The organism is Mangrovibacterium sp. (genome assembly GCF_059905295.1).
Map to the genome: position 1 here is coordinate 1 of NZ_JBZQJF010000259.1, position 15,118 is coordinate 15,118.

Annotated in this window: 8 protein-coding genes; 6 read left to right on the forward strand and 2 right to left on the reverse strand. The window is 44.8% G+C overall.

The features are described from left to right. From AC37HE_RS13360 to AC37HE_RS13385, 6 genes are all read left to right on the forward strand, one after another. On the forward strand, positions 1–2,741 hold a 2,741-nt coding region (locus AC37HE_RS13360), incomplete at its 5' end, for a golvesin C-terminal-like domain-containing protein (protein ID WP_500783350.1). Between the two features lie 12 nt (positions 2,742–2,753). Next, on the forward strand, positions 2,754–4,244 hold the full coding sequence (locus AC37HE_RS13365; protein WP_500783351.1) for a TolC family protein: 1,491 nt from the start codon (positions 2,754–2,756) through the stop codon (positions 4,242–4,244). A gap of 36 nt (positions 4,245–4,280) precedes the next feature. Next, on the forward strand, positions 4,281–5,339 hold the full coding sequence (locus AC37HE_RS13370; protein WP_500783352.1) for an efflux RND transporter periplasmic adaptor subunit: 1,059 nt from the start codon (positions 4,281–4,283) through the stop codon (positions 5,337–5,339). 13 nt (positions 5,340–5,352) lie between these two features. Next, the gene (locus tag AC37HE_RS13375; protein WP_500783353.1) at positions 5,353–8,448 is read left to right on the forward strand and encodes an efflux RND transporter permease subunit; all 3,096 of its coding nucleotides are present in this window, start codon (positions 5,353–5,355) and stop codon (positions 8,446–8,448) included. Next, complete coding sequence (locus AC37HE_RS13380) at positions 8,445–13,163, forward strand: efflux RND transporter permease subunit (RefSeq protein ID WP_500783354.1); 4,719 nt, start codon at positions 8,445–8,447, stop codon at positions 13,161–13,163. Before AC37HE_RS13375 ends, AC37HE_RS13380 begins: the two co-directional genes overlap by 4 nt. After that, the gene (locus tag AC37HE_RS13385) at positions 13,160–13,879 is read left to right on the forward strand and encodes a hypothetical protein (RefSeq protein WP_500783355.1); all 720 of its coding nucleotides are present in this window, start codon (positions 13,160–13,162) and stop codon (positions 13,877–13,879) included. The genes AC37HE_RS13380 and AC37HE_RS13385 overlap by 4 nt, the downstream gene beginning before the upstream one ends. Before the next feature lie 102 nt (positions 13,880–13,981). Here the strand turns inward: AC37HE_RS13385 and AC37HE_RS13390 are convergent, their stop codons facing one another. Beyond that, complete coding sequence (locus tag AC37HE_RS13390) at positions 13,982–14,761, reverse strand: hypothetical protein (RefSeq protein WP_500783356.1); 780 nt, start codon at positions 14,759–14,761, stop codon at positions 13,982–13,984. Positions 14,762–15,003: 242 nt separating this feature from the next. After that, positions 15,004–15,118 (reverse strand): PhnA domain-containing protein (locus tag AC37HE_RS13395; protein ID WP_500783357.1); only part of this gene is annotated, 115 nt, incomplete at its 5' end.

Here is a 15,118-nt window from a genome sequence, read left to right on the forward strand (position 1 = left end):
AGTTTTACTACCTGTTCGACTATATGGCCTTCAACATCCCCCTAACCTATTCTGATTTTGTAGGTTTTGGGAACCTTCCGACTTTACTCATCCACCGGGGAATGTACTTTTTCTTCGGACTGGGTTTCATCTTATATACAATTCTTTTCCTGAAACGGCTTCCCCAATCTGATGGGGTACGCTACATCTCAAGCATATTGGGAAGTGCCTGTGTGGTTTTTGCCTTGTACTTAGGCTATTCACATATACACGGATTCATGACTGATCAGCAGCTTCGTAAGGACATGATCAGCCTGAATGAAACTTACCTGGGCACACCTGCGGTACAGGTAACTGATTATGACATTCATCTGAAACACGAGGGCAACCAAATAGCTGTTACTGCTATATTGAACGTTAAAAACACACAGAAATCAGCAATTAAGAAGGTTATCTTCAGCTTAAACCCGGGATTGAAATTAGAACAGCTAAAAGCCAATAATAAGCCACAAACATTTGATCAGAAGCTCGACATTGTATCAGTTAATGATTTCCAATTAGCTCCCGGTGAACGAGCCGAATTTGAATTCACCTACAAAGGACATATTAACGAAGCAGCCTGTTTCCTGGATATCGATGAAGAAACACGCGCCGAAGCTTTCAAAAACTTCATGTATCAAATTGACAAACGCTATGCTTTTCTTACGCCCAACTATGTATTGCTAACCCGCGAAAACAACTGGTACCCAATACCCGGCGCAGGTTACGGTAAAACCAATAGCCAATGGCTGGCTCGTCAGTTTAGCAATTATAAACTTGAAGTCACAACAACTCCGGGCTTGACAGCCATTTCGCAAGGGCAGGCAGAACAAGACGGCGACACTTTTAAATTTAAATCGACACATGCCAACTCGCAAATATCTTTGGTAATTGGAGAATATGCCAAAATGGAGAAAAACATTGATGGACTGGATTTCAACATTTACTACAAAAAAGATCACGATTATTTCACCAATTTCTTTGAAGACATCAAAGATACCGTTCCGTCAATTATTGCCGAATCGTTGCAGGATTTCGAACGTTCGCTCGACCTGTACTATCCGTTCGAACGATTCTCTCTGGTAGAAGCTCCGGTTCAGTTTTATAGCTATGAGCGCGTTTTGAGTGGCACCCGCGAGCAAATGCAGCCTGAAATGGTGCTATTTGCAGAAAAAGGAGCACTTGTTAACGATGCCGATTTTTACGGCCGCTACAACAATATGGGCCGATTTGGTCGCAGGGACAGAAGCCAGGAGATGACTCCCGAAGAAAAGAAAATTCAGGTCTTGAAAAATTTCCTTTCTTCATTTACCAGTGCATCAGGGCGCCCGAATTTTAGTCGGTCACGCGGACAAGTTCAGGTAGAAGAGCAACCCAATACCTACTACGTATTCCCACTTTTTTACAACTATGCATACTACATTAGTTCGAAACGCTGGCCGGTAACCGACCGGGTATTTGAGAGTTATAAAGAAAGCAGCCTCAATAGCGACCAAATGCCCTGGATGCGCGATATGCAAGGTATGTCAGAAGATGAGCAGGCGAACCTGGCTTTGCTCTCCCACAGCTTCGAAGATCTGCTGAAAGATCCTGAGAAAAAACAGATTATCGACAATGTTATTCAACTCAAGGGCACAACTTTATTTTCGATTGTGAAAAAGAAAGCCGGTGACGATGCTTTCGAGGATTTTCTGTTCGATTACCTCAAGGATATCAAATTCAACAACGCTTCAATCGAAGATTTTAATCGTAGGCTTGTTCGCCGGTTTGGCATCGATCTAATTCCTTATATGGAAGGTTGGTTCAGCAGTACCGATCTGCCGGCCTTCCTGATTGGACATGTTACGGCAGTAAATGTGCTGGATGGGGACCAGCTGAAAACAATGGTTAAGTTTAAAGTCAGCAACACCGAAAATACCGAAGGGATTATTTCTGTTGAATTCAGAACAGGAGGTGGATTTGGTCCTTTCAGCCGAAATTCTTCCGACAATATCACGAAGCTGGTTCAGCTGGACGGTAATCAAACCAAGGAAGTTAGTTTCCTATTGTCGGGAACACCACGTGGAGCAACCATCAACACGCTGGTTTCAAAGAATATTCCTTCCGAGATTAACCTTCCGCTCGATAATATCGAGGAAGATAAGAAAGCAATACCCTACGAAGGCGAAAAAATTGTTGACACGCCGGTTCGCATAGCCGAGGATAACGAAATCATTCTGGACAACGAAGATCCGGGCTTTTCAATCAGCAAAAACACCGATGTTAGCTTGTTACAAAAGCTGTTGATTCCGGACAACCCAGATGCCGACAAATATCAAGGGTTCAACCGTTGGCGACCTGCCCGCAACTGGACCTTAACAACAAATTCAGACTTTTACGGAGCCTACATTCGCTCGGCTTACTACATCAAGTCAGGCAATGGCGACCAAAAAGCCCAATGGAATGTTCCGATTAAAGATGCCGGTTTTTACGATGTGTACACCTACATCTCGAAGTCAAACCAACGTGGCCGGGGTCGCGACCGTAATCCGGGAGAATACCACTACATCATTCACCACGATGACGGCGAAGAAAAAATGAACCTTGACCTGAAATCGGCAGAAGATGGCTGGAATCACCTTGGAGCCTACTACTTCTCACCCGATACGGCCCTGATTGAATTGACGAATGAAAACTCCGGTTCAATTGTGATTGCCGATGCTATAAAATTGATAAAACAATAAAAAAAGATAGAAATGAAGTTCTCGCTAACCAAAATCAAACTCCTGTTTTTCTGCGCATTAATGCCGGGCGGCTTTTTGTCAGCACAGCAAATCCTGACCCTCGACAAAGCCATGGAGATTGCTCAGCAAAACAGTCCCTCTATTCGCACATCGCTACTGAACCTGCAGCGTTCGCAACAACTATTAAAGGCACAAAAAGCAGCCTTAAAATCACAATTTACGCTTAGTCTCAACCCTGTTGAATACAGCAAAACACGAGCTTTCGACGACTATACTTCGAACTGGTATACGACCGAACGTTTTAACACTTACGGCACCTTTACTGTTGCTCAGCCGATCCTGATTACCGACGGAACAATCTCCCTGTCGAACACCTTTGGCTGGCAAAAAAGCAACAGTACTTCAAGCGGAATTGAAAATAAGTCGTTTACAAACGACCTCTATATAAACCTTACTCAGCCCTTGTTTACCTATAATAAACTAAAGCAGGAGTTAAAAACGCTTGAGCTCGATCTTGAAAATTCAAACCTGAGCTACGCCATGCAAAAACTAAATCTGGAAAAACAAGTAACCCAGTATTTCTACAATGTTTATATGGCACAAATGAGTTTGTCGATCAAGCAGGACGAGCTGAAAAACACCAAGGAAACCTACGAAATCACCCAAAATAAAGTGGAAGCCGGACTCTCGGCCAAAGAAGAACTTTACCAGGCCGAACTGAACTATTCGCAAGCTCAATCGGATGTACAAAACCAACAGGTTACCCTCGACAATGCCAAAGACCAGTTCAAACAATATATTGGAATGGATATTTACGAAGAGATTACTGTAATGGCCGACGTAAATGCCAATGAGGTCAATGTTGACATGCAAAAAGCCATCGACTACGGACTAAAATCCCGCATGGAAATTCGCCAGCGCGAAATTGACATCGAGAGTTCTCAATTCGACCTGATTACAACAAAAGCCCAAAACGAATTTAAAGGTGATGTGAGCGTTTCGTACGGATTAACGGGAGATAACAGCAGTTTGAGCAACATTTACGCCAATCCTACCAAAAGCCCCAAAATTTCCGTTTCATTCAATGTTCCTCTTTTCGACTGGGGAGAAAAGAAAGCCCGTATCAAAGCACAGGAAGCAGTTATTCAAACCCAGCAACTCAACCTCGATGAAGAAAAGAAGCAAATCATCATCGACATCCGTTCGACTTATCGAAGCCTTCAAAATCAAAAGTTGCAGATTGATATTGCTAAGCAAAACGAACGGAATGCCCAGCTTACTTACGAGATCAACCAGGAACGCTATCGTAACGGCGACCTGACAGGGATGGATTTAAGCTTGTACCAAACACAGCTTTCCAGCCAGAAAATGTCGTACGCACAAGCACTGATCGACTATAAAATAGAATTGCTGAACCTAAAAATTCAGACCCTCTACGATTTTGAAAAAGGTAAAGCCATCGTTCCCGAAGAACTGATTAACTCAAAACCAGACAAAAAATAACATCAAACCTGATATAAACAGAAAAAAATAAACGCAATGAATATAAAAGCATTAACTCCCCTGGCCCTATTCGCTCTTATCGGGCTGTCAGCCTGCAACAACCAAAGCAGCGATGCCGAAACCGATGTGGCTATCCCGGTTTCCGTTGAGGATATTAAACTTGGATCGATTGAGCAAACGATTAACACAACCGGAACCGTTACTGCATCAGCTGAAGCGACCTTAATGACCGAAACAAGCGGCGACTACATTTTGAAAACCAATCCGCAAACGGGACGCAAATTTGCGTTGGGTGATAAAGTCCGCAAAGGACAGACGATCGTTGAGCTTCAGGATGCTGAATATATGAATGGCATTGGGTTGGAAGCCAAAAAGCTAAGCCTTCAGATTGCCCAGCAAACATACGAAAAGCAAAAATCGCTGTTTGACAAGGGAGGAGTTACTCAAAGTGAATTAAGCGATGCTGAAGTTTCGCTGGTAAATGCCAAGGACAGCTACGAACTGGCACAAATTCAGCTTGGCAAGCTTCAGGTAAAGGCTCCTTTTGATGGCATCATAACTGATTTGCCGACTTATACTCCGGGAACCCGCGTTGCCAGCGGTACTGAAGTGGTTAGCCTGATGAGTTACGATAAATTAATACTCGAAGTTAACCTGCCGGAGAAGTACATCAACGAGGTAAAACGAGGTCAGGACGTTCGGGTGATGAACTATACCCTTCCAAACGACACCTTACACGGCCAGGTAACTGAATTATCGCCGGCCATCAGCACCGAAACCCGGACCTTCACCGGAAAGCTGGAAATCGACAACCCCAAATTACTGCTTCGCCCGGGTATGTTTGTCCAAAGCGACATCATCCTCGACAAAAAAGACAGCGTCGTTGTAATTCAGAAAAAAGTGGTTGTCTCCAACCGCCGCGGGAAAATTGTCTATGTTGTAACAAAGGGTACTGCTGAAGAAAAACAAGTAACGTTTGGTTATGAAGATAACGACCGTGTAGAAATTACATCCGGGCTGAAAGCAAATGACCGCCTGGTGGTTAAAGGTTTTGAAACCCTCCGCAACCGTTCAAAAGTAAAAATCATCAAATAGAAAGGGATAAACCGTGAAGAAGTTAAGCGAATTTTCGGTCAAATTCCCGGTGACGATCTTGATGATTGTGCTTGGCGTTGTTCTGCTGGGCTACATCTCGTACGACAAACTGGGGATCGACCTTTTCCCCAACCTGAATAATCCGCGTTTATTCATTGAGCTGGAAGCCGGTGAACGGCCACCTGAGGAGATTGAAAAGCAATTTGTGGAGAACCTCGAGGCACTGTCCATCCGTCAATCGGATGTGGTACAGGTCTCCTCGATCTCGAAAGTAGGTAGCGCCCAAATTACGGTGGAATATGCCTGGAATAAAAATATGGACGATGCCTTTCTGGATTTGCAGAAAGCTGTTTCCTCCTTTGCTCAAAACGCAGATCTGGATGAAATAAACATCACCCAGCACGATCCGAATACAACTCCCGTTATTGAGATTGGTCTCACCAACGACAATGTTGATGACATGAATGAACTTCGGAAAGTAGCACAAAACTACATCCGAAACGAACTTGTTCGGCTAGAAGGGGTTGCCGAAGTTGAAGTTACCGGTGAAGAAGAACCACAAGTATTGATTGAAACCAACCAGTATATGCTGGATGCATTTGGTTTGACACTGGACGATATTTCAACCAAAATCTCCAATTTCAACCAAAGTATTTCGGGCGGAAGCATTGAGGAAATGGGTACCCGCTATGTCGTAAAAGGCATTAGCCTGCTAACCGACGTCAGCGACTTTGAAAATGTAATTGTTGGCTACAAGCAAATTAATGCCGATGATGAGAATGCCGGATATGCCCCGATTTTCCTCCGGGAAGTAGCCAAAGTGAGCATCGAAAATAAAGAACCTGAGAATATTGTACGCCTGAACGGGAAACGCTGTCTTGGACTGTCAATTTACAAGGAAACAAAATTCAACACGGTAAAGGCAGTTGAGGCCATCAGCAAAGAAATCGGGAATATCGAAAAAGCACTTCCAGGTTACCATCTGACCATTGTTTCCAACCAGGGAAATTTCATACAGGGAGCGATCAGCGAAGTTGAGAACTCAGCCTTAATGGGGATTGTGCTGGCCGTATTTGTGCTCTTCCTTTTCTTACGCCGAATTGGGAGTACGCTTATTATCAGTATCGCTATTCCAATCTCCATTATTGCCACCTTCAACCTAATGTATTTCAACGACCTCACACTCAATATTATGACATTGGGTGGTTTAGCATTGGGTGCCGGTATGCTGGTCGATAATGCCATTGTGGTTATGGAAAATATTTTCCGCAACCGCGACGAAGGTATGTCGGTAACGGATGCTGCGATCGAAGGAACATCGCAGGTGAGCGGGGCTATCATCGCCTCTACTTTAACGACCATTGTGGTCTTCCTGCCAATTGTTTATTTGCACGGTGCATCAGGCGAGCTTTTTAAAGATCAAGCGTGGACAGTTGCATTCTCGCTGGTTTCGTCATTGGCAGTAGCCATCCTGGTTATTCCCATGCTCTTCAACCTGTTCTACAAAAACAAAAAACAGGTAAAAGTCAGCACCGTTGAGGTAAAAGGTTATGGTCGCTTTTTGGATAAAGTTCTGAAGAAGCGTTGGATGGTCATCTTACTTGCTGTCATTCTATTGGGTATATCAGCGGCTCTGGTTCCGATGATTGGCACTGAATTTATGCCGAAAACCGAGACCCACGAGTTTAGTATGGACATTCGCATGGCTGAAGGGACACGACTGGAACGCACGAGCTCGGCCGTTGAAAATATTGAAGGCATTGTTCGCGAATTGTTGGGCGACAACCTGAAAACGATTTATAGTGAAATTGGACCTTCAACAGGAATGAGTACCAGCGAAAACTCCATCTTTGAAGGTGAAAACACAGCGACAGTCAAAATAATTTTAAACGACGACAGCCGCATTGCTTCAACTGAAGCCATCAAAGCGATTAGTAACACACTCGGCGAAATACCCGATACAGAAATCAGCTATACGCAGGATGAAACAGCACTGAAAAGTATAATGGGCACCGACGAACCACCATTGGTCGTTGAGGTACAAGGCACTGACCTGGATGAAATTGAAGGTCTCGTTGCCCAGGTAAAAAGCAAAGTTGAAGGACTGAACGGTATTTACAACGTCGAATCGTCAATGGAAGCAGGCTCGCCGGAAGTAGAAATCATGGTGGATCGTATGCGTGCCGGAATGCACAACCTGAGCGTCAGTACAGTTGTTTCCCAAATAGAAGATCAGCTGTCAGGAAAAACGGCAGGACAGGTTGAGCGACTTGGTGAAATGGAGGATATCACCCTGAAACTACCGGAGAAAACACTCTCCACCCTCAACGATCTTAAGATAACCGGTGATGGGCAAGAGTTTTTCGTCAACGAGCTGGCACAAATCAAGATGGGTCAATCACCCAAAGAGATTTTCCGCCGCAACCAAAACCGGATTGGAAAGATTACAGCGCAACTGGATAAAAATACTCCGCTCGACCAAGCAGTGAAGGAAGTTAAAGCGGCCATTGCCCCGATTAGCCTTCCACTGGATTACAAAATCAACATCAGTGGAGAGGAAGCCAAGCGTCAGGAATCGATGCATAGCTTAGGATTTGCCCTTTTGTTATCCATCATTTTGGTGTATATGGTACTGGCCTCACAGTTCGAGTCATTACTGCATCCGTTTACCATTTTACTGACGATTCCTTTGGCCGTGGTTGGTTCAATCTTGACCTTTTTCATCCTGGGAAAATCATTCAACATGATGGCTTTCATCGGTATCATCATGCTGGCAGGTATTGCGGTAAACAACTCCATTATTTTGGTCGACCGGATTTTACAATTGCGTAAAGGAGGCCTCAACCGCCACGATGCAATTTTACAAGCCGGCCAACAGCGGATTCGCCCCATTTTAATGACCAGTTTAACAACCATTCTGGCTTTGCTCCCGCTAACACTGGGCATTGGCGAAAGCGCATCGTTGCGCTCCCCTATGGCATTAGCTGTAATTGGTGGTATGGTCACCTCAACCCTGCTTTCGCTGGTGGTTATCCCCTGTGTTTACGAGATCTTCGAAAGCATTAAAGACCGCTTTGTAAAACCCAAAGCTGAAGGATCGGAACTATGAGATTTATAATAGATAGAAAAACCCTGATCAGCATGCTGTTCCTCGGCCTCACCCTGCTGGGGTATGTGTCGTACAAGCAGCTGAGCGTGGAGCTTCTTCCCAATGCAGAACTGCCTTTTCTCTATGTTCAGGCAACTTCGACGCAGGAGTCGGATCCGAGCTACCTGGAGAACGAGGTCGTGATTCCGCTGGAAGGAGCTATCAGCACGCTGGAGGGTATTGAATCACTCGAATCAACCATCAACTCCCGCCGGGGAAGCATCGTGGTTTATTACCAAAAGAATGTCGATTTCAACTTTGCCTACCTGAAGCTACAGGAAAAGGTGAATGAAATGCAATCAAGCCTGCCCGAAGGCATTAAGGTAAGCGTAAACCGGATCGACCTGACGCAAATGAACAACCAGTTTATGGAACTTCAGGCGCGGGGTAGCGGCGGTGTGGATCGTGTTCGCAATGTGGTTGACGAAGAAGTTACCAACGAGCTGGAAAACCTCGACGGTATTGCCGGGGTCAATGTTTACGGGGGACAGGAAAAATCCATCGAGATTATCCCTGACAAAGGAGCTTGCGAAGCTTACGATATTACGCCAGCCAAAATTCGTTCGGTCCTGTCGCAAAACGCACAATCGCGCACCTATGTCGGGAACCTTTACGAGCAAAATCAGCTTTACTTTGTACACGTTACGGCTCAGTATTCCGAGGTTAAAGATATCGAAAACCTGGTTGTTGCCGATGGTCCCATCCTGTTGAAAGATGTTGCTGAAGTCCGCTTCGGAGTAAAAGAACAAACCAGCTACAGCCGGGTAAACGGATTGGATGCCATCACCATTCAACTGGTGAACGATTCACAGGCCAACCAGATTGAGCTTTCTCACAAAGTACTGGAACTGATCAACAAGTTGAATGAAAAACTGAAGTCCAAAGATGTTCAGCTGGTAGTTCAAAGCAACTCGGCTGAAACCATGGAAGATAACATCAACCAAATTATCAACCTGGCCCTGATTGGGGGTTTACTGGCTGTATTCGTGTTGTGGATGTTCCTGAAAAATGCCCGCATTGTCGCATTCATCGCCTTGGCCATTCCCGTATCAATTTACACGGCTTTCAACTTTTTCTACGCTTACGGAATCACATTGAACAGCCTTACGCTGGTTGGTATGGCCCTGGCCGTAGGAATGTTGCTCGACAACAGTGTAGTTGTACTCGAAAATATTTACCGGCTGGCAGGGAAAGGCGTCGATCCCGATACTGCAGTCACCCAGGGTACAACAGAAGTATGGCGGTCGATTGTTGCAGCCACTCTGACAACAATCACTGTTTTCCTTCCCTTTTTGTTCTCGAGCAACTACATGATTGAAATGCTCGGCAAGAATGTCGGAGTTTCCATCATTTCAACCTTACTGGTTTCTTTGGTCGTAGCTTTGCTTTTTGTCCCCATGGCGATTCACTTTATATTAAGAGGACGCCGAAGCAAACAAATCGCTTTCGAAAAAGTGACCACCAACAACCGCATGGTTCAGATTTACCTGCTACTGCTGAAGTCGTGCATGCGAAATCCTGCAGGAACAGTACTCGGAGCTGTTGCAGTCTTTTTCATTACCATATTCCTGGCATTGACCGTTAGTGTTAGCTCCCTAACCGAAGTTGAAAATAACCAGATTCAACTCTACATTACTATGCCTACGGGGTCGAGTCTTCAGAAAACCGATGAAACGGTGAAGAAGATCGAAGATAAGCTCAATGATGTTCCCGAAAAACTGGATGTTGTCAGCCGTATTGAGGAGGAATCGGCCAACGTTACGCTGAAGCTGGTGGATGACTACGAAAAAGTAAACGACCGAAGCTTTGCCGAAATTAAGAACGCGGTTTACGAATCGGTGAAGAATATTCGCCCGGCTGAAATCTCGATGGAAGAGAGCAGCTCGGGCAACAGTGGAGGTTTCGGTGGCGGAGGTGGTCGTAACATGATGGCCAACTTCCAACGCCTGCTGGGTATTGGTACCGAATCGGAAAAGATTGTTCTGAAAGGACAGGATTTTGAATCGATGCAAACAGTGGCCGAAGATTTGAAATACTTCCTCGATAACATGGACATAATCAATAGCTCCCGGCTAAACGTATCCGACAATCAGCCGGAAGTTCACATGAAGTTCGACCCGTTGTTGATGACCGAATATAACATCACACTGAACAATGTCGCCAGCGAGCTCAATTCCTTCTCCGGTGAAATCTCAACAGGTGTCTCCTTCAACCAGGGAACAGATGAATATGAAATCATCATCAACCAGGAAGACGGATCTGAAGAGGAAGAAGATGATACCCGCACCATGGACGACCTGAAGAAGGTTCAGGTGGCTGATGCCAGTGGAGGTTTGCACGATCTGCAGAATTTCACGAAGCTGGTTTATGCCCGTGGCTTATCGACCATCAACCGGGTGAACCAGGAAAAGCAGATTGAGATTACCTACAGCTTCGACAGCGAAGCTCAAAGTTCAAACGATATCCTGGCATCATACCGCTACGAAATTGACAACCTGATAGCCAACTATAATTTCCCGACAGGTATGGCAGCCGAGGTGATACACGAGGAAAATGATCTGGATGAATTTTACTTTCTGATCACTGCCGCCATCCTGTTGATCTTTATGATCCTGGCTTCCGTGTTCGAATCGGTAGTTACACCCTTCGTTTTACTGTTCTCCATCCCGTTAGCTGCCATAGGTTCGCTCATTGCGCTAATCATTACCGGCAATAGCCTGTTCAATGCCAACACCATGATTGGCTTCCTGATCTTGCTGGGTGTCGTCGTCAACAACGGGATCATCCTAATCGATTACAGTAATATTTTACGTAAACGTGGCTATCGCCGCTCTCGTGCTTTGATGATGGCCGGCTTATCGCGCGTACGTCCGATTTTAATTACAGCCATCACCACCATCGTGGCCATGGTGCCTTTAGCCATGGGACAAGCCGAATACGTCAGCGTAATCGGAGCTCCTTTCGCCATTATCGTTATTGGTGGTTTAGCTGTAAGTACATTGCTCACATTGATCTTTATTCCAACCTTATATTCCGGGTTGGAAAATGCACTCGAATGGTTCTATTCCTTAAGCTGGAAGTTGAAAACAACTCAACTCGTATTAATTGTTGCTGCCTTCGCGCTAATCTGGTTCAAGGTTGACGACCTGGTTTGGCAAATGCTCGACACCGTTTTGGCCGTTGTGCTCATTCCCGGAACAATCTGGTTCGTACTGAATAGTTTGAAGAAAGCTGCAACCAAATTGATTGGCCCGGACGAACGAGTTCAAATACGCATTCAAAACCTGGTGAAGATTTACGACCGTCCGGGACGTTTCTCCCGCGAATGGATCGGCGGACTGAATATTCGCCGACGAGCAGGACTGGAAAAAGAATTCCGCAGCTGGCGCGAATTCGATCAACTAATCTGGCAAGTTCCGTTACTGGGATTCCTGATCTATTTCACCTTCATCTTCCTTGGGCAAGCCTTGTGGATTGCTTTTATGATGCTGATGGTCTATTTCTACGTGTTGTCGATTTGGAAACCAATACGCATCTACTGGAACAATCGTTTTGAAGCAACTCAGAAAAAGCGATACACCACACTCGACAAACGAAGTTACCAGTTTATTTTCTGGATCTTACCATTGATTGAGCTGGTTATCCTTTACGAGAAAACAAAATACATTGGGTTGGTCGTTGCCTTTGCAGCCTTATGGTACCTGGGCTTAGTGATTTCTATTACCGCCAAACGCCTGTACGAAGAGAATATCAATGTTAACCGTATTACGGGACGATTTGGCTCTCTTCGTCGCGCCACGTTCCGTTTGGTGAAACAAATTCCGTTGATAGGCAAACGTAAAGTTCCTTTCAAAGCTCTCAACGGTGTTTCGTTGGAAATTAACACGGGGATGTTTGGTTTGCTTGGCCCTAACGGTGCCGGTAAATCCACGATGATGCGTACCATTTGCGGAATCCTGGAACAGAGCTACGGCAAGATTTGGATTAACGGCATTGATACCCAGGAAAAACGCGAAGAGCTGCAAGGCTTAATTGGATACCTGCCCCAGGAATTCGGAACTTACGAAAACATGCCGGCCTGGGATTACCTCGAATATCAAGCGTTGCTGAAAGGATTGACTGATGTTGAAACACGGCACAAACGACTGGAATATGTTCTGAAAGCAGTTCATATGTTCGACCGCCGTACCGAGAAAATTGGTTCCTTCTCAGGCGGTATGAAACAACGGATTGGTATTGCTCAAATCCTGTTGCACTTACCGCGGATTCTTGTTGTGGATGAACCGACAGCCGGCCTCGACCCACGTGAGCGAATTCGCTTCCGCAACCTGTTGGTTGAATTAAGTCGTGAACGGATCGTCATCTTTTCAACCCACATCATCGAAGATATTGCCAGCTCATGCAACCAAGTTGCCGTTATCATCCGTGGCCGGGTGAAATACCACGGTACGCCAATGGAGATGGTCGATCTGGCAGAAAACCTGGTTTGGCAGTATGATGTTCCGGCAGCTGAATTCGACAAAATGCCGAATAAGCAGATGGTTGTTCACCACATGCGGGTTGAAGACAAAATCCGGGTGCGCATTCTGGCTAAAGAAAAACCGGCACCCGATGCCATTGAAGTGACACCGATGCTGGAAGATGCCTATTTGTGTTTGATTAAAGATTTGAAATGATGGAAAAACAAAAAATTAAAAATACAACCAACCTGATTGGAAGCATGATCAAATACAATTTCCGGATCATCTTTGCCGGACGTTTTATTTGGTTCATGCTGGCGGCTTTGGCTTTTTACATTTTCATTGCCATCATGGGAATCATTAACGGAGCATCGCCTGATGAAGAGTTCGTTTACGGAATCCTCGTTTTCCCGGCTATCCTGCTCATCTTTTACCCCATGACCTTTGGCATCCAAAATGATGTAGATGCAGGCATCCTCGAAATCCTCTTCGGAATACCCGACTACCGCTACAAAGTTTGGCTGGTTCGGCTGATCCTTGTTTTTGTTCTGGTTGCCATCATCCTTTTCGGATTTTCGGTTCTCAGCTACATTTTTCTGGCACCGGTTAGTTTATTTGAGATGACCGGACAAATCATGTTTCCTGTTCTTTTCCTTGGTAGTATGGCATTTATGTTCTCAACCATAATCAAAAACGGGAATGGAACAGCAGTAGTCATGGTTATACTGGGAGTTTTGGCATTAATTTTGCAGAACACCCTCCAGCGCACGATGTGGAATATCTTTCTGAATCCGTTTAGTGTTCCCCGTAACATGAGCGAACTGGTTTGGGCTGGCATTGCACTTAAAAACCGGATATTCCTGGCAACAGGTGCTGTGGTTTTTATTTTGTATGGTTTGTTCAACCTGCAAAAGCGTGAAAAGTTTATTTAGTAAATCTCCTGAAATTAGGGTAGTTGGGTAGTAGCAATTACCTTACTGATAAATCAATAGTTTAGTTAAGAGAAAAGGCTCCGAATGGAGCCTTTTTATTTTTCAGGGTAAATCTATTGCCACCAAGTCTGAGGTTATTCTTCCTCCCCGGGGCTGTAATTCCTGAACCAAACCTACATCTTTTTTGTAGAATTTGTGTTCGCGAACTCCCGGTTCAAGTGGCGACCATTCCAAGGTTTCCAGACATCCTTCAAAGGTTCCAAAATCAATTTCAACCTTCTTATTCAAATTGATTACCATCGCCATATCCTTGGCCTCATCTTCATAGTACTCCTGCTGATACTTCATTCCCATTCGCGGGTTGGCAAACATTAGAACACCAGGCATTGCTCCGTCTACCCCGGCTTCCCATGAGCCTTCAATACTGACAAGTTCTCCATCTTCATATTCTTCACTGTATTCACCAAAGTACCAAACATTACCTTCCGTATCTTCGGCAACATAGTCCTCTGTATTCTCAGTCATTTCTCCTTCGAGATAGACGACATCACGAATAATCGTGGTGCTTACTCCAAGGATCTCCTTCGTGTCACTTGTCACTGTAACATCATTCGTTTCCATACCATCTTCGGTTTCTCCTTCATAGTGAAATACTTTTCCGGTCTCAAAGGCCAGGTAAGGATTTGTAAACCCAACTACGAATTCTCCTGCCCCTGGAAACTCAGGTAAAAAAGACTTGCTTTTCAGCACTGATTCGTCTTGATTTCCGGTCGTCATTTCGTCTGTCCCAACCGTGTCGCAACTTGTATTCAATATTGTCAACAACAATCCGCCGATAACAAAAACACAACAATACAAGATCGACCTGCTCTTGTTTTTCATAATTCATAAATTTAAGATTAAAACTATTTTACCTTTAATTTAAGATCTACAAGATGTGAGGAGAGTTGAATTCAGATCGATCACTAAGGGTATGTACGGTCTGATTTTCATATAGGTTCAGCGACCTATTGCTAAAGGGTTAACATTCTGTAGAGAAGTTAACGAATCCGGATATCAAAAAAAGGCAGATCAAGAATAGTTCTTCATCTGCCTTTTGATATGTTTTAGAAGAAGTTGACCTTCTAATTCGATTTCTTCACATATTGGGTGAGAATTACGATCTGTTGACCGTTTACTTTTCCTTCAATATGCTCGGGATTATCAGCAACCAACGAGATGTTGCGAACGGCTGTTCCG